Source organism: Phenylobacterium sp. (assembly GCF_036677185.1).
GTDB lineage: Bacteria > Pseudomonadota > Alphaproteobacteria > Caulobacterales > Caulobacteraceae > Phenylobacterium.
In genome coordinates this window covers 63239-79185 of record NZ_JAKFEN010000006.1, presented here as the reverse complement: position 1 = coordinate 79185, position 15947 = coordinate 63239, and the positions used below count along the sequence as shown (strand labels likewise).

Here is a 15947-nt window from a genome sequence, read left to right as displayed (position 1 = left end):
ATTTGATTTGGCTCGGGTTTTCTCCCGACCCGGCGGCGGAGCGGCGGCCGGCTGGATCGTCCCGCCCGCATGTCCCTCCGAAGGGACGGTTCTAATAGCCGAAGCTTTCCAGACGGGCAACGCGGGGATGGGAAAATGCTCGCCAAGCGTGGCATTGCGCCGACTCCCGTGCGAGGCGACAATCTCGTGTGACGCGTGCATCCGCCACCGCCAGCGAGACGCCCTCGGGCGAGGCCTTGAGCGACAGACTGAACGCGCGCCTGGACGAGCTGGCCGCGGCGGGGCGCTCGGCGCTGAAGATCGACGCCTCCATCGAGGACATTGCGCGTCTGTTCGTGGAACTGGGCGAGGACGCGATCCTGATGGACTGCGACCTCAAGCGCGACGTGGCCTGGTACCGCGACTGTGAGCTACGCGCCTCCGCGGTCCCGGGCGTTCGGGTGGTGGCGGACGACGGCCGGGAACCCAGTCGCTTCGAGATCTGAACCCCTCCGGACACGAAAACGCCGCCGGTCGTCGACCGGCGGCGCGTCCGTAAGACAGTGAACTGGATCTAGGCGAAGGCCAGGGTCTGACGACGACGCTGGTTGCGCACCGCGCCGCCCACGGCGCCGAAGCCGATGATCATCATCGCCCAGGTGGCCGGTTCCGGCACGGCCGAGATGTCGTAGCGGACCTGACCGAACGAGAAGTCGGCGGTCGAGGAGACCACCGCCTTGTCGAACTTGCCCGAAGCGGCCATCAGGCGAGCGCCGGCGCTGCCGTTGGCCACGCGGTTGACGGTGCCCTGCAGCACGCCGCCCAGATAGTAGTCGATCTGGAAGTTATGCGCCGCGAACGGGTTGGGCTCGGCTTCGAAGCCGAACACCGACAGGACCTTGTCCGACTGGAAGGTGATGGTGGTCAGACCGCCGGTGTAGACGATCTTCGGATTGGCGCCTTCGGTGTCCGGGGGCGAACCCCAGGTCGCCCAGCTGCCGCTGACGCTGCGGACCTGGCCGGCGTCGAAGGTCAGGCTGACGAGGCCGTCGGTCAGGCCCGAGATGGGCGTGAAGTCGGAGCCAGTGATGGCGAGCAGCGTCGTGCCGGACGTGTAGGCCAGATCCGGCGTGGTGATTTGAGTCACCGCAGCAGAGGCCGGTTGGGCGGCGAGGATGACCAGGCCGGCGGTAAGCAAAGCGAACTGTTTCATTGCGGGACTCCCTTGTTCTTTGACGATCGGCCTCCGCAATTGAGGCGCCACCCCGCCGCATTTCCGCCGCTTTCCCACCCGCGACGCGGGTCGCTTCACACGCTATGGGCGTGAAAAGATTGAGAAATTGCAGATAATTCGTTTACCGAACCTTGTTATGCTCAGCCCATGTCACGGTTGCCGGTCACCTATGAGCCGCAGACAAAGCCTCCCAATCCGGGGCTGACGCCGACGCGCCTGTTCCTGGCGCTGCTGTTCGCGGCGTCCTTCGCTCTGCTGGGTTGGATCCTGACGGCCGGTTGAGAGAACGCGCAGCGTTAACCGCTCGCTGAGGCGTGGCGTGGCAAGCTAGAGCCTGATCCCGCCGCTTCCGCTGGTACTCCATGTCCTCCGTCGTCAAACTCGAACGCGCGCCCGTCCCGGAAGAGCCCGTGGACGATACGATCAGCCCGGCCGACGACATGTGGGGTGAGCGCCGCGGTCCGCTGCGGCCCGAACGCCTGTCGCCCACGCGCACCCGCCTCTCGGGCCGGATGTTGACCCGGTTCTTCCAGGCCGGCGACGGCCTGGCGCTGATCGGCGCGGCCCTGGTCGCCCAGTCGCTGTCGGGCGCCTCGGGCGTCTCCGTGCTCCACAGCGCCGCGGGCCTGGCCGTCTTCATCAGCCTGCAGCTGTTCGACACCTACCGCCTGGGCCGGGCTGAAGACCTGGCCCTGCACCTGATGCGGGTCACGGTGGCCGTCGCTGTTGGGGCGGCCGCCTGCTTCGCCATCGCCGCCCCGTTCACGGCCCTGCCGGCCCTGGCCGAGACGCTTGGTCTGTGGGCGCCGTTGGGAGTCCTGGCCATGGCGCTGGCCCACGCCATCTGGTGGCTGAACGTGCGCCGCTGGCGGGCCAACGGCCGGCTGACCCCCAATATCGTCATCGTCGGCGCCACCGGCGCGGCCGAGCGCCTGATCGGCGCCGTGCTGAAGAACCGTGAAGCCAACGTGTTGGGCATCTTCGACGACCGCGCCGCGCGCGCGCCCAAGCGGGTGCGCGACGTGCCGGTGCTGGGCGACACCCAGGCCCTGCTGGACCACCGGATCATGCCCTATGTGGATCGCATCGTGGTCACGGTGCCGTCGGGCGCTCGCGACCGGGTCCGGGCCCTGCTGGCCCGCCTGGAAGTCCTGCCGAATGAAATCACCCTGCTGCTCGACCGTGACGGCGCGGCCGACGAGGCCGTCGCCATCGGCCGCATCGCCGACCTGCCCCTGACCCGGATCTCCGGCGCCCAGATGGATCACGGCAAGGCGCTCGCCAAGCGGGTGCAGGACCTGATCATCGGAACCACCGCCCTGCTCCTCTTCGGGCCGCTGATGCTGTTCGTGGCCGCCGCCGTGCGCATGGACAGCCCGGGCCCGGCCCTGTTCCGCCAGCGCCGCCATGGCTTCAACAACGAAGAGATCGTGGTCTGGAAGTTCCGCTCCATGCGGGTCGAGGCCGCCGACGCCAAGGCCGCGCGCCAGATCAGCGCCGACGACGAGCGGGTCACCCGGGTGGGCCGCTTCATCCGCAAGACCAGCCTCGACGAGCTGCCGCAGATCTTCAACGTGCTGATGGGTGAGATGTCCCTGGTCGGTCCCCGGCCCCACGCCATCGGCATGAAGACCGGCGACGTGGAAAGCCACCGTCTGGTCGCCGAGTACGCCCACCGCCACCGCATGAAGCCCGGCATGACCGGCTGGGCGGCCATCCACGGCTCGCGCGGCGCCGTCGACACCCCCGACCTGGTCAAGCAGCGGGTGTCTCTGGACGTGGAATATATCGAGCGCCAGTCCTTCTGGCTCGACCTCTACATCATGCTGATGACCGTGCCCTGCCTGCTGGGCGACTCCGAAACCGTTCGGTAGCGGGAGGCCAGGGCGATGTTCTGGCGCGGAGTGCTCGGCTACCTGCCGGTCAATATCGTCCAGGGGCTGGTGGGCCTGCTCACCATCGTCCTGTTCACCCGTGTCCTGACGCCGGGCCAGTTCGGCGACTATGCGCTCGGCCTCTCGGTCATGACGCTCGCCCACACCGCGATCTTCACCTGGAACGAGGCCGCGGTCGGCCGGTTCTGGGCCGGCGAGTCTCTCCGCAACGGCGGCGCGGACCACGCCGCCACCGTCCATCGCGCCTGGCTGGGGTTGCTGGCCGTCATTCCGGTGGCGGTGCTGGCCGCCGCGCTCTGGCCGATGAGTCCGTCCCTCAAGCTCGCGGTGATTGCGGGGCTCGTCTCGCTGGTCCCACGCACCTTCGCCAAACTCGGCCAGGAACGCCGCCGGGCGGCCGGCGAGGTCGGCGGCTCGGCCAGCCTCGAACTGATCCAGACCCTCGGCGGCTTCGGCTTCGGCGCGGCGCTCGCCTATGCCGGGTTCGGCGGCGCGGCCCCCCTGATGGGCTTCGGCCTCGCCTCGCTCGTCGCGGTCGCCGTCTGCGCGCGGCCCGAACTGGCCAAGGCCAAGGGCGGACGCTACGAGCCCGCCCGGCTGCGCGAGCATGCGGCCTACGGGGTTCCCCTGGCGGCGTCCCTGATCCTGACCGTGGTGCTGTCGACCACCGACCGCTTCCTGCTCGCGGCCTTCCTGGATAACGCCGCCGTGGCGGTCTACCACGCGGGCTACAGCCTCTCGAACCGCACGCTGGACGTCGCGTTCATCTGGCTTGGCGCGGCCGGCGCGCCGGCCATGGTCATGGCCCTGGAACGCGGCGGACGCGAGGCGCTGGCGAGCGCCGCCCGCGAGCAGTTCTCGGTGATGCTGCTGCTCACCCTGCCGGCCGCCGTCGGGCTGGCCCTGGTGGCGCGCCCCCTGGCCGAACTGATGATCGGCCCAACCATGGCGGCGGGCGCGGCCCAGGTGACGCCGCTGATCGCGCTGGGCGGCCTGCTGGCGGGCCTCAACACCTACTATTTCTCGGAGGCCTTCGTGCTCGGGCGGCGCAGCGGCCTGGCCCTGTGGGCGATGGCGGTTCCGGCGGTGGCCAATCTCGGCCTCAACCTGGCGCTCATCCCCCGGTTCGGGATCGAGGGCGCGCTGTGGTCCACCGTGATCAGCTACGCCCTTGGCGTGGCCGTCGCCATCGTGATGGCCCGCAAGGTCATGCCCCTGCCCGTCCCCTGGCGCGTCCTGGGCGAGGCCCTCGGCGCCGCAGCCGTCATGGCCCTGGTCGTGAGCCGCATCCCGGACCTCGGCGGCTTGCCCGAGCTGGCGCTGAAGGCCGCGACTGGCGGCGCCACCTATGGCGCGATCGTCTTCGCCCTCGACGCGGGCCGGCTGCGCAGCCGCGCCCTGGCGATCCTTCAGGCGCGACGGGCCGGAAGCGCGGCATGACCACCCGGGACGAACCCCTGCGCGACAACGCCGCCTGGGCCGCAGGCGTGGCTGAGCTGTCGATCCTGATCCCGTTCAAGGGTGACGACCCGACGCCGTTGCTGGCGGCGCTCGGCCGTGAGGCCTGCGATGTCGAGCTGGTGGTTCTGGACGACGGCACCGGCGACGAGACCCTGGCGGCGCGGGTCGCCGAGGCGGTCGCGGCCCTGCCCTTCCCCGCCCGCTTCGTGCGGCTGGCGCGCAATGTCGGCCGCGCCAAGGGCCGAAACCGTCTGGTCGCCCATGCTCGCGCCGGTCACTTCTTGTTCCTGGACAGCGACATGCTGCCCGACGGCCGGCATTTCCTGCGCGATTGGCTGGACGTGGTCGCCCGCCAGAACCCGCCGGTGGCGTTCGGCGGCTTCTCCATGCACCAGACCCCGCTCACGCCTGCCCACGCGTTGCACCGGGCCATGGCTTCGCATTCCGACTGCCTCACCGCCGACTGCCGGGCGCGCAATCCCGCCAAGCACGTCTTCACCTCCAACCTGCTGGTTCGCCGCGACGTCTTCGAGAGCGAGGCCTTCGACGAAGGTTTCGCCGGCTGGGGCTGGGAGGATGTGGAATGGGGCATGCGGGTGGCCCGCCGCTGGCCGATCCTGCACGTGGACAACACCGCCACCCACCTCGGGCTCGACACCGCCTCCACCATGGCCGCCAAGTACGAGCAGTCGGCGGCCAACTTCGCCCGCGTGATCGCCGCCCATCCGGCCGTGGTCGCCACCTATCCCAGCTACAGGGTGGCCAAGGTCCTGAAATATGCGCCCCTGCGCGGCCTGTGGCGCCCGGCGCTCAAGCTCTATGCCTTGCTCGAAGGCGCGCCGATCAAGACCCGAGCCTTCGCCATGCGGCTCTATCGGGCGGCGCTCTACGTGGAAGCGGTTTAGGGCAGGAGCGCCTTCAGGAAGGCCGGGCGCTCGACGGTGCCCCGGTTGAAGAACAGGCCGGCCACATTCCCGCCCGCCCCGTTGATCGCGTCGCGCAGCTGGGCCGGGGCGCGCACGTCCGCCTCATCGGCGGCCACCACCAGCACCGTCTGGTCCATGAACGGCGCGACGGTCAGCACCGCTTGAGAGCGCTCGGGCGACGGGGCGTCGACGATGATCACGTCGGCGAACTTGCGCAGGGCGTTCCAGTAATCGCCCGTGGGCAGGACGTGGACCGTCTGGCCGCCCTTGAGCGCATCGCGGCGGAACCGGGTGACCCAGAACCGCGCCGCGCCCACCCGGTGGGCGACCAGGTAGCGGGCGTTGGGCCAGGGCTGGCCGTCGGCTTGCCGCAGGGGCGGCTGGACGGTGAAGAATATCGATCCGTCGGGCGTGGCCGCGGCGGGCTCGCCCATCTTGCCGTAGCGCTCCGCGCCCTGGACCAGGGCCGCATGCTGCGGTGAAGCCAGGAGGTCGAGATCCACCAGCCAGACCGAGCGCCCCGCCCGCTTGGCGGCGTGCAGGGCCAGCTCCCGAGCGACGGTAGAGGCGCCCTCGCCGCGCCGCGCCGCGGTGATCTGGATCACCCGCGCACGGCCGGCCGCCGGTGCGCCAAGCGACGCCCAGAGTTCAGCCATCTCGGCGCTTAGGTCCAACATCTCTCGAATCGCCGCACGCGCAGTTTGCCGAAGCTAACCCAAACTCAGGCCGAACATACCACGGGCTCTACCGGGCCTTGAGCGGAGCGGCGGCCAGGACCGGCAGATCCAGGGTTCGCGAGGCCGACTGGGCGGTCGGCAGGCCTGGGCGCGTGAACATCCGCAGCAGGCCGGCGCTCAGCGCCGTGAAGCCCGCGAACAGGAACGCTAGGATCACCGCGGGCTTGCGCAGGCTCTTGCCCTTGGTCGGCGGGGTGGCGCGGGCGACGATGCGGATGTTGTCGTTGGTCCGCGAGGCGATCTCCTGGGCCGCGCGGCTCTGCTCTTCCTTGACCGAGAAGTCGCGGACATTGGCCTGCAGCACATCGCGGTCCAGGCTGAGCTCCTGGAACTTGGGCTCCAGCTCGGCGAACTTCAGCCGCCGCTGGGTGACCTGCTCGATCTGCGAGATCAGCTCGACCTGGGACTGGCGCAGGGCGTTGACCTCGGCCGTGAGCTGGATCTTCTCGGTCTGCACCGTCTGATAGACCGGATTGACCCCGAAGCGGCGCGCGCCCTCGGCCAGGGTGCGACCGGCGGTGATGCCGGCCTCCAGCTGGGCGATCTGGGCGTCCAGCTCCTGCACCGGCCGGGCGTCGGCGCGATAGCGCGACAGCAGGTCCTCGCGCTGGATCTTCAAGGCCACCAGCTTCTCGCCCGGCGCGCTGGAGACGTCGCGATAGAGCCCGACCTCCGGGGCGATCTGGCCGAACTGGCTCGACAGGGTCGCCAGCCGGCCGATGCGGTCCTGCAGCTGGGCGTCGGTCTGGTACTTCTGCTGCTCGATCTGGGCCTGGAGCTGGGACAGGGAGGCCTTCTCGGCCACGAAGTCGCCGATCCGGTTGTTGTTGAGGAAGTCCTCATAGGCCATGTCGGCCTGGGCCAGCCGGGTCTCGAAATTGCGGCGCTGCTGCTCCAGGGCCGGCGAGTTGGGATCGCTCAGCACCGCGCGGCGGTAGATCAGGTATTCCTCGAGCAGGGTGTTGAGGATCAGGGCGGCGGCCTCCGGGTCCTCATGGGTGAAGCTCACCCGGATGATCGGGGTCTGGGGCGCGGTCTCGATCTTCAGGCTGGATTCGATGCTGCGCACCGCCGAGCTCATGATCTTGCGCTTTTCCTCGGGGCCCGCGGCGGCGTACTTGGCCGCCAGCTTGGGATAGGTGCGCGACAGGCCCAGCTTCTCAACAACCCGCAGCTTCAGCTGGCTGGCGCCGAGGATGGCGGTTTCTGACTGGATCACCTGGTCGGAATCGAGCACCGCACCGCGACCGGCGTCACCCGCCCGGGGCTCGTAGACATATTCCTGTCCGAGGCGGACCAGGACGCTGGATTGGGCTGGATAGGTGGTCTTCAGGGTGAGCGCGGCTCCAACCCCCACGATGAAGATGATCAGGAAGATCGCCGCCATCAGGTAGCGCTCGCGCCACAACAGGGTCGCGAAGTCCGACACGGCATAGCGCGGCCGCGCGGCCCAGTCGCCCCGCGGCGGCACGTCATGCGTCCTAGCTGTCCATGCGCCCGGCGCGGCCATAGAATCCTGTTCCCACCAACTGTTGTGGACCCTGGCGGCGCGCGATTAACACTCCGTTACCCATTCTCCTTAACCTTTAGGCCATGCGCTCCAGAACGCCCCTCATGCTCGTCCTGATCGCCGCCTCCAGCCTCGCGCTCGGCGGCTGCGGCGTGCCGCGCATACCCAGGATGGACCTGCTCGGACGGACCGACGAACCCGCGCCGTCGCGCGGCCAGGCCTTTAGCGACATCCCCTACGCCAACTGGAGCGACTACGAGCCGGATTACCGTTTCTATCCGGGCGACGAGATCGAGGTCTCCCTCCCCTCCGCGCCGGAATTGAACAAGACGGTGACGGTGCAGCCGGACGGGCGGATCGCCCTGCCCCTGATCTCGACGGTGATGGCGGCGGACCGCACGATTCCCGAACTGCAGGCCACGCTCGCCGAGGCCTATTCACGCCAATTGCTGCGCCCCGAGGTCGATGTGGTGGCCAAGGCCGCGCCGCTGAAGGTGTTCGTGGGCGGCGAGGTCGGCACGCCCGGAATGTTCGACCTGACCGGCGATTCCGACGCCCTGCGCGCGGTGATCCAGGCCGGCGACTTCAAGACCAGCGCCGACCGCAGCCGGGTGATCATCATCCGTCGCGGGCCGGACGGCCGGGCCATGATGCGGCGGGCGAATCTGTATCGGGGCCTGAAGAGCGGCGACTCGGACGTGGTGCCCCTGCGCCGGTTCGACATCGTCTATGTGCCGCGCAGCGGAGTGGCCGAGGCCTCGCTGTTCATCCAGCAGTATTTCCGGGACCTGTCGCCGGTGCAGTTCGGCTTCAACTACGCCCTGGGCGATCGGGTCATCAACTGATGCGCGGCGCCGGCGGAGCGATCCGCCGGCCCGAAACTCGGTTCGCGCGGACGGCGATCAGCCGTGGGCCAGCCACTCGCGCGCCTGGCGCTGGGCCTCGGCGACCTCGTCGGAGGCCATCTCCTGGCTCAGTTCCTTGCGGTAGACCTTGGCTTCGATCGAGCCGCGCATGGCCGCCAGGTTGAACAGCATGTGGGCCGACACGTAGTCCAGCGGCGCGCCGCCTTGGCCGGTCGAATAGAGCAGCCCCATCTTGAACAGTTCGTCGCCCGAGGCGTCCGCGCTCGGCAACGGCAGGCCTTCGGTGCTTTCCACGCTCGCAAGCATGAGTTCGTTTCCCTCTCCCCGACCGGCGCGGATCCATTCTGGAACCCCATCCGATCATCCTGAGAGATAGGAAAGTCGATGCGCGCTAAACATAGGGTTAATTACAGCGACTGCGAGATTCTGCCGCAGTCATTTGTACTATTCGCTGCTTTTACTGGTGGGAAAGTTTCGTATCCGGAACCTTAAGTCGACTAGCCGACTGGCGTCCGTCCAGTCGCGGACTATTCCAGCGACTTGCCCATCCGCACCAGGGGGACGGCCACGCCGTCGACCGGCGCCGAGGCGGTGCGCTCGATCTGCGCGAAACCGCAGGCCTTGTAGAGCGGCTCCCCCGCCAGGGTGGCCATGAGCTCGGCCCGGCCATAGCCCTCGGCCAGGGCGGCGGCCTCGCAAAGGCGCAGGATCATCCGCCCCACTCCGCGCCGGGCGAAGGCGGGATGGGTGTACATGGCCCGCACCCGGGCGGCGTCGCGGGCGGGATCCAGCAAGGCCGCGTCGCGCAACGCCACGCTGTGGTCGCCGCCATAGAGGGTGGCGCGGCGGCTCCAGCCGCCGCAGCCGGCCAAAACGCCGTCCTCCTCGACGAGAAAATAGGTGCGGTCGGCCACCAGCTGGGTGTCCAGGCCCATGACCGCCCGGCTGGCGACGATCTCGGCGGGACTGAGGAAGCTCCGCTGGAGGTCATCGATCGCCAGCGCCATCAGGGCGCGCAGGGCCGGCAGATCCGCTTCGGTGGCCAGCCGGCTGGTCAGCATGGCTAGCGCGCCCGCTGTCCGAACAGCACCTTGCGCGCCTCCTCCGCCTCCTTGGTCGGGGCGCCCAGGTTGCGGCTGGTGATGGCCTTGCCGGCCTCGGCGCTGCGCTGCACGGCCTCACGCGCGGCGATGCGGTCGTACCAGGCCTTCACGTTCGGGAACTGATCCAGGACGATGCCCTGCATCTTCCAGGGCGCGACCCAGGGAAAGGCGGCCATGTCGGCGATGGAATAGTCGCCAGCCAAGAAGTCTCGGCCTTCCAGGCGTTTGTTCAGCACGCCGTAGAGCCGCTCGGTCTCATTGGTGTAGCGGATCGCGCCATAGGCCACTTGCCGCTGGTCGGAGATCATTGAGGGCGCGTAGCCGCGGAAATGGTGGGTCTGGCCAGCCATCGGCCCGAGGCCCGCCATCTGCCACATGAGCCATTCCTCGACCTCGACGCGGTTGCGCTCGTCGCGGCCGTAGAACTTGCCGGTCTTGCGGCCGAGATACTGCAGGATCGCGCCCGACTCGAAGACCGAGATCGGCTCGCCGTCCGGTCCCTCGGGATCGACGATGGCCGGCATGCGATTGTTGGGGCTGATGGCCAGGAAGTCGGGCTTGAACTGCGCGCCCGCGCCGATGTTGATCGGGATGAGTTTGTACGGAAGCCCCATTTCCTCGAGGGCGATGGTGATCTTGTAGCCGTTGGGCGTCGGCCAGAAATAGACGTCGATCGGCTCAGCCATGTGTTCTCTCCCGGATGCGGCCACGGGTTCATACATGGCGGGTGCGCCGCCAAGCGCAACCGTCAAGCTGACAGTTCCGTTCAGGTCGAGTTCAGGCGCGACCACTCAGGGTTAGCGCCTGGGACACCAAACCTTCCGATAGGAGGTCATCGCCATGAAGCGCCTTATTCTCAGCCTAGCGGTCGCCGCCGCCGTCGCCGGCCCCATCGCGGCCAGCGCCACCTCCGCCTATGCCGATGACCGCGGCCGGCGCGATCACCGCGAGGACCGCTGGGACCGCCGTGAGGACCGTTGGGACAATCGTCATGATGGCGGTCGCTGGGACCGCCGCGAGGATCGCTGGGATCGCCGCGAGGACCGTTGGGACCGTCAAGACAACCATCGGCACTGGGATCGCGGTCGCCACAATGGCTACTACTACAACAACCGCTGGTACTACGGCCCGCCGCCCCAGGCCTATTACGGCAACCCCTATTATCGCCCTGGCTACGCCGCCTGGCGCCGAGGGTCGCACCTGCCGCCGTACTACCGGACCTACGTCGTGCACGACTATCACCGCTACCACCTGCGCCAGCCGCCGCGCGGCTATGCCTGGTACCGGGTCGGCGACGACTACCTGCTGGCCGCCCTGGCCAGCGGCGTGATCTTCGACATCATCGCCAACAACTGAGCCGAATATCCGGAACCGATCCAGGTCCCGCCCCGGAGTTCCGCTCCGGGGCGCCTTTGTCGCCGCGGGCGCCGTGGGGTCAGGCTTTCGGCCGCCCGCCAAAACGCTATCCTGTCGCCAGACAAGGCGGGAGGAACGCCATGGACCTGATCAGCAACACCTATGTGGAAGGGCGAATCGGCCCCGCCTACCCGGTCGCCTATCCGCCCCTCGCCGGCGTGGATCTGGCCGAGGCCCGAAGCTTCACCAGCGGCCAGCCCTTCGACGCCTATGCGCGCCTGCGCCGCGACGCGCCGGTGATGTGGCATCCCGAACCGAGGGGCGGCCCGGGCTTCTGGGCGGTGACCCGCCACGCCGACGTGATGACCGTGGATGCGGACGCGGTGACCTTCTCGTCGCAGCGCGGCGGCATCCTGATGGGCTACGGCGAGCCGGAAGGCCGCCACGGCCAGCTCCACCGCGCCAGCCTCGACGCCATGATCAACCTGGATGGCCCGCCGCACATGGCCCTGCGCCGCGAGCACATGCCGTACTTCACGCCGTCCTATCTGCGCGGACTGACAGACAGGGTGTCGGCCGAAGTGACCCGGCTGCTGGACGACATGGCGAAGAAGGGCCGCTGCGACCTGGTGTCGAACTTCTCGGCCCACCTGCCGCTCTACACGCTGTGCGAAATCCTGGGCGTGCCCGAGGCCGACCGGCCGAAGTTCCTCGGCTGGATGCATTTCCTGGAACTGGCCCAGAACATCGCCGGCGAGCAGTCCGACGAAGCGACCTTCGACATGGCCAACCTGCCGCCGGAGGTCCAGGCCTTCATCGACGCCTTCAACGCCAATGTCTCGGAGATGTTCGAATACGGCCGGGTCATGCTGCACAAGCGCCGCCTCGACCCGCAGCCCGACCTGATGTCCGCCATAGCCCGCGCCCAGGTGGACGGGGAACTGCTCTCCGACGAGTTCCTGGACGGCTCCTGGCTGCTGATCGTGTTCGCGGGCAACGACACCACCCGCAACACGCTCTCCGGCGCCATGAAGCTGCTGACGGAGTTCCCGGACCAGAAGGCCCGGCTGATCGCCGAGCCGTCGCTGCTGCCAAACGCGGCCAATGAGTTCATCCGCATGGTGAGCCCGGTGATCTATATGCGCCGGACCGCCACCCGCGACGTCGAGCTGGGCGGCCAGATGATCGGCGAGGGCGAGAAGGTCATCATGTACTACGGCGCGGCCAATCGCGACGAGGCCGTGTTCGCCGACCCCGATCGCCTCGACGTCGGACGCGCCAACGCCGACAAGCACATCGCCTTCGGTTACGGGCCCCATGTCTGCATCGGCAAGCGGGTGGCGCAGATCCAGCTCGAGGAGGCTTACCGCCAGATCCTGGCCCGCTTCCCGGACATCGCCTGGACCGGTGAGATCGACATCGCCCCCAACAACTTCGTCCACGCCGTGCGTCAGCTCGGCGTGGAATTCACGCCGGAGAGCTAGATCCCGAGCTTCGCCTTCAGGAGCTGATTGACCGTTCCCGGATTGGCCTTGCCGCCCGTGGCCTTCATGACCTGGCCGACGAACCAGCCGATGGCCTGGGGCTTTTCCTTCACGGAGGCGGCCTGGCCCGGATTGGCGGCGATCAGGTCCTCGATGATCTTTTCCAGCGCCCCGGTGTCGGAGACCTGCTGCAGGCCCTGCTTCTCGACGATCTCGCGCGGGCGGCCCTCGCCGGCCCACATCCGTTCGAAGACATCCTTGGCGATCTTGGAGGAGATGACGCCCTCCTCGATCAGGGCCACCAGCTCGGCGATGACGTCGGGCTTCAGCGGGCTGTCGCCGATCTCCAGGTTGGCGGCGGCCAGCCGCGCGGCCAGTTCGTTGGTCACCCAGTTGGCGGTCAGCTTGGCGTCGCGGCCCTTGGCGGCCTCCTCGAAGAAGTCCGACCGGGCCTGTTCGATGATCAGCACCCCGGCGTCATAGGCCGACAGGCCGTACTGCGACTGCAGGCGCGCCTTCTTGGCGTCCGGCAACTCCGGCAGGCTATCCTCGATCCGCTTCACCCAGGCCGGATCGAGGTCCAGGGGCAGCAGATCCGGATCGGGGAAGTAGCGATAGTCGTGCGCTTCTTCCTTCGACCGCATCGAGCGGGTCTCCAGCTTGTTCGGGTCGAACAGCCGGGTCTCCTGCTCGATCTTGCCGCCATCCTCCAGGATCTCGATCTGGCGGCGCGCCTCGTATTCGATGGCCTGCTGGATGTAGCGGTAGGAATTGACGTTCTTGATCTCGCACCGGGTGCCCAGGTGGCTGAAGCTGCCGGTCTCGCGGAACTTCTCGTAGTCGCCGGGGCGGCAAACCGAGACGTTCACGTCGGCGCGCAGGTTGCCCTTCTCCATGTCGCCGTCGCAGGTGCCCAGATAGACCAGGATGGTGCGGACCTTCTTCACATAGGCCGCGGCCTCGGCCGACGTGCGCATGTCGGGCATCGACACGATCTCCATCAGCGCCGTGCCGGCCCGGTTCAGGTCCAGATAGCTGGCGTTGGGGTCCTGGTCGTGCAGCATCTTGCCGGCGTCCTGCTCCAGGTGCAGGCGCTCGATCCGGACATTGAAGGTTGAACCGTCGTCATGTTCGACGATGACCACGCCCTCGCCGACGATCGGATGCTTGTACTGGCTGATCTGATAGCCCTGCGGCAGGTCCGGGTAGAAATAGTTCTTCCGGTCGAAGTGGCTCTTCAGATTGATCTGGGCCTTGAGCCCAAGCCCGGTCTTCACCGCCTGCTCGACGCAGTGGCGGTTGATGACCGGCAGCATGCCGGGCATGGCGGCGTCCACCAGGCTGACCTGCTGGTTGGCTCCCACGCCGAAGCCCACGGCCGCGCCGGAGAACAGCTTGGCGTTCGAGGCCACCTGGGCGTGGATCTCCAGGCCCAGAACCATTTCCCACGGGCCGGTGCGGCCCTCGATCAACTTAGAGATCTCAGTCATGGGGTTCTACTAGCGCCGGTCGCGGGCGAGCGGAAGCCGGCTGTGCGATATCCCTTGCGCGCGGACGGAAACGGAGGCGAAATCCGCGCTCAAGACCATTCGGGGATTAGGAAACCACCCATGAACAAGATGCTCGCCGCAGGCCTCGCCGGCCTATCCATGTCGTTCGGCGCGCTCGCCGCCGCGCCTGTCCTGGCCCAGGACGCCGCCGCCGCGCCGGCCACGGCGCCCGCCCCCGCCTCCGTGGACGCGACCCCGGTCATGCAGCTCGTCGACAACCCGACGACCAAGGCCGTGGTCGACAAGCACATCCCGCAGCTAGCCAGCCATCCGGCCTACGACCAGTTCAAGGAAATGACCTTGAAGCAGCTCCAGCCGCTGTCCCAGGGCGCGATCACCGACGAGATGCTGGTCGCCCTGCAGGCCGATCTCGACAAGGTCAAATAGGCCGAACCGCCGTCGCGAGACGAGAGACCCCCGCCTCACCGGCGGGGGTTTTTTGTCGCCATTTCCCGGACCACGAAACGGCAACCTTGACCGGGGCCGCGGCGTTTAGTGGGCAAGGCCGGTCCCGACGCAACGGACGCCGGGGCGTCCGCGCCTCGCAAGTAGAAGGCAGGTCCCATGCGACAGGCCAGCGGCGTTCCGACAACCCTATTCTTCCTCGCCTCCGCCCTGGGGGCGGGAGCGGCCTACCTGGCCTATGCCGCCGCCGGCCTGACGGCCGCCATCTGGGTCGAAGGCCTCTTCCTGACCAGCGCCGTACTGTTGGGGACCGCGACAAAGGTCGCCAGCCAGTGGGAGCGGGCGGTGGTCCTGCGCCTGGGACGTTTCCAGGCCCTCAGGGGACCAGGCCTGTTCTTCATCATCCCCATCGTCGACGCCATCGCCTACTGGATCGACATCCGGGTGATCACTTCGTCGTTCAAGGCCGAGAAGACCCTCACCAAGGACACCGTTCCGGTCGATGTGGACGCCGTCCTGTTCTGGAAGGTGGTTGATCCGCAAAAGGCTGCGCTGGACGTCGAGGACTACGGCAACGCCATCGCATGGGCTTCGCAGACCGCCCTGCGCGACGTCATCGGCAAGACCATGCTGGCCGACATGCTGGAGGGTCGCGAAAAGATCAGCCGGGAACTGGGGCGGATCATCGACGAACGCAGCCAGCCATGGGGGGTCAACGTCATCTCCGTCGAACTGAAGGATGTCCTCATCCCGGCCTCCCTGGAGGACGCCATGTCCATGCAGGCCCAGGCCGAGCGGGAGCGCCAAGCACGGATCATCCTGGGCGACTCGGAACGCCAAGTGGCCGAGAAATTCAAGGAGGCGGCCAGCACCTATGCCGACGATCCCACGGCCTTCCACCTGCGGGCCATGAACATGCTCTACGAAGGTCTCAAGCAGAACTCGACCATTGTCGTCGTGCCCTCGACGGCGGTGGAGACCATGAATTTGGGCGGCCTGGCGGGAACCACCGCGCTCGCGCTCCAGCTCGCCAAGGCCCGCGCGCCCAAGCCCGCCGTCGTGCGGCCAGCCGCCTGACCTGCCGCCACGAAAGGAGCAAGCCATGAACGTATTCATCCTGTTCGCGGGCAGCGGCCCGCTGGTGATCCTCACCTCGCACGCCTCGATCGAGGACCCCGACCTGCTTGAGAAGCTCGCAGCCAAGGGGGTCGACAAGTTTCTCGCCTACAGCGTCCCGCTAGGCCTGGCCAAGGCGCGCTATGGCATGCATTTCGACATCGTCGCGCGCGGCCTGTCGGAGACCGACGACCTGCGAGTGCTGGATTTCGACGGCGCCCGGGCCTTCCGCCTGTTCAGCTTCAAGGAAATGACCGGACCGTTCGTCTACGAGGCCGCGACGCCGCCGCGCGTCGGGTCGCTAGCGGCCGCCTAGGGCGTCCCC

Annotated in this window: 18 protein-coding genes; 11 read left to right on the top strand and 7 right to left on the bottom strand. The window is 68.1% G+C overall.

The window, feature by feature from the left end; all coding sequences use genetic code 11:
• Positions 1 to 188 precede the first annotated feature (188 nt).
• Positions 189 to 485: a hypothetical protein gene (locus V6M51_RS00625; RefSeq protein WP_332763728.1), complete on the top strand. Its 297-nt coding sequence runs from the start codon at positions 189 to 191 to the stop codon at positions 483 to 485.
• A gap of 68 nt (positions 486 to 553) precedes the next feature.
• On the opposite strand, the gene V6M51_RS00620 is transcribed toward V6M51_RS00625, so the two are convergent.
• Positions 554 to 1192 (bottom strand): PEPxxWA-CTERM sorting domain-containing protein, encoded by a 639-nt coding sequence (locus V6M51_RS00620; RefSeq protein ID WP_332763727.1) that lies wholly within the window; start codon positions 1190 to 1192, stop codon positions 554 to 556.
• A 168-nt stretch (positions 1193 to 1360) separates the two neighbouring features.
• Here V6M51_RS00620 and V6M51_RS00615 point away from each other — a divergent pair, with 168 nt between their 5' ends.
• From V6M51_RS00615 to hfsG, 4 genes are all read left to right on the top strand, one after another.
• Positions 1361 to 1495: a hypothetical protein gene (locus V6M51_RS00615; protein WP_332763725.1), complete on the top strand. Its 135-nt coding sequence runs from the start codon at positions 1361 to 1363 to the stop codon at positions 1493 to 1495.
• Between the two features lie 128 nt (positions 1496 to 1623).
• The gene (locus V6M51_RS00610; RefSeq protein ID WP_332763724.1) at positions 1624 to 3087 is read left to right on the top strand and encodes an exopolysaccharide biosynthesis polyprenyl glycosylphosphotransferase; all 1464 of its coding nucleotides are present in this window, start codon (positions 1624 to 1626) and stop codon (positions 3085 to 3087) included.
• Positions 3088 to 3102: 15 nt separating this feature from the next.
• Positions 3103 to 4548: an oligosaccharide flippase family protein gene (locus V6M51_RS00605; RefSeq protein ID WP_332763723.1), complete on the top strand. Its 1446-nt coding sequence runs from the start codon at positions 3103 to 3105 to the stop codon at positions 4546 to 4548.
• Positions 4545 to 5474, top strand: a complete 930-nt coding sequence (gene hfsG / locus V6M51_RS00600; RefSeq protein ID WP_332763722.1) for a polysaccharide biosynthesis protein HfsG — start codon at positions 4545 to 4547, stop codon at positions 5472 to 5474. Before V6M51_RS00605 ends, hfsG begins: the two co-directional genes overlap by 4 nt.
• Here the strand turns inward: hfsG and V6M51_RS00595 are convergent.
• Both V6M51_RS00595 and V6M51_RS00590 read right to left on the bottom strand, forming a co-directional pair.
• The gene (locus tag V6M51_RS00595) at positions 5471 to 6172 is read right to left on the bottom strand and encodes a sugar kinase (protein ID WP_332763720.1); all 702 of its coding nucleotides are present in this window, start codon (positions 6170 to 6172) and stop codon (positions 5471 to 5473) included. The two genes, hfsG and V6M51_RS00595, sit on opposite strands and share 4 nt — an antisense overlap.
• A 67-nt stretch (positions 6173 to 6239) precedes the next feature.
• Positions 6240 to 7703: a GumC family protein gene (locus V6M51_RS00590; RefSeq protein ID WP_332763718.1), complete on the bottom strand. Its 1464-nt coding sequence runs from the start codon at positions 7701 to 7703 to the stop codon at positions 6240 to 6242.
• A 122-nt stretch (positions 7704 to 7825) separates the two neighbouring features.
• On the opposite strand from V6M51_RS00590, the gene V6M51_RS00585 reads away from it, so the two are divergent.
• Positions 7826 to 8587 carry a polysaccharide biosynthesis/export family protein gene (locus V6M51_RS00585; protein WP_442957829.1) on the top strand — a complete coding sequence of 254 codons (762 nt, stop codon included), beginning with the start codon at positions 7826 to 7828 and terminating at the stop codon, positions 8585 to 8587.
• Positions 8588 to 8644: 57 nt separating this feature from the next.
• Here V6M51_RS00585 and V6M51_RS00580 read toward each other — a convergent pair whose 3' ends face one another.
• From V6M51_RS00580 to V6M51_RS00570, 3 genes are all read right to left on the bottom strand, one after another.
• Positions 8645 to 8914, bottom strand: coding sequence for a sel1 repeat family protein (locus tag V6M51_RS00580; protein ID WP_332763715.1), 270 nt, complete (start codon positions 8912 to 8914; stop codon positions 8645 to 8647).
• Positions 8915 to 9135: 221 nt separating this feature from the next.
• Positions 9136 to 9669, bottom strand: a complete 534-nt coding sequence (locus tag V6M51_RS00575; protein ID WP_332763713.1) for a GNAT family N-acetyltransferase — start codon at positions 9667 to 9669, stop codon at positions 9136 to 9138.
• A gap of 2 nt (positions 9670 to 9671) precedes the next feature.
• Positions 9672 to 10397, bottom strand: coding sequence for a glutathione S-transferase N-terminal domain-containing protein (locus tag V6M51_RS00570; protein WP_332763711.1), 726 nt, complete (start codon positions 10395 to 10397; stop codon positions 9672 to 9674).
• Between the two features lie 154 nt (positions 10398 to 10551).
• On the opposite strand from V6M51_RS00570, the gene V6M51_RS00565 reads away from it, so the two are divergent.
• On the top strand, positions 10552 to 11067 hold the full coding sequence (locus V6M51_RS00565) for an RcnB family protein (protein ID WP_332763710.1): 516 nt from the start codon (positions 10552 to 10554) through the stop codon (positions 11065 to 11067).
• Positions 11068 to 11207: 140 nt separating this feature from the next.
• Entirely contained in the window at positions 11208 to 12551 is a 1344-nt protein-coding gene (locus V6M51_RS00560) for a cytochrome P450 (protein WP_332763708.1), read from the top strand.
• On the opposite strand, the gene gatB is transcribed toward V6M51_RS00560, so the two are convergent.
• Positions 12548 to 14041 carry an Asp-tRNA(Asn)/Glu-tRNA(Gln) amidotransferase subunit GatB gene (gene gatB, locus V6M51_RS00555; RefSeq protein ID WP_332763706.1) on the bottom strand — a complete coding sequence of 498 codons (1494 nt, stop codon included), beginning with the start codon at positions 14039 to 14041 and terminating at the stop codon, positions 12548 to 12550. The two genes, V6M51_RS00560 and gatB, sit on opposite strands and share 4 nt — an antisense overlap.
• 120 nt (positions 14042 to 14161) lie before the next feature.
• On the opposite strand from gatB, the gene V6M51_RS00550 reads away from it, so the two are divergent.
• The 3 genes from V6M51_RS00550 to V6M51_RS00540 all read left to right on the top strand — a co-directional run bounded on the left by V6M51_RS00550 (position 14162) and on the right by V6M51_RS00540 (position 15938).
• Positions 14162 to 14488 carry a hypothetical protein gene (locus tag V6M51_RS00550; protein WP_332763705.1) on the top strand — a complete coding sequence of 109 codons (327 nt, stop codon included), beginning with the start codon at positions 14162 to 14164 and terminating at the stop codon, positions 14486 to 14488.
• Positions 14489 to 14665: 177 nt separating this feature from the next.
• Positions 14666 to 15583, top strand: coding sequence for a slipin family protein (locus V6M51_RS00545; protein WP_332763703.1), 918 nt, complete (start codon positions 14666 to 14668; stop codon positions 15581 to 15583).
• Between the two features lie 25 nt (positions 15584 to 15608).
• Positions 15609 to 15938 (top strand): hypothetical protein, encoded by a 330-nt coding sequence (locus V6M51_RS00540; RefSeq protein ID WP_332763701.1) that lies wholly within the window; start codon positions 15609 to 15611, stop codon positions 15936 to 15938.
• Positions 15939 to 15947 lie beyond the last annotated feature (9 nt).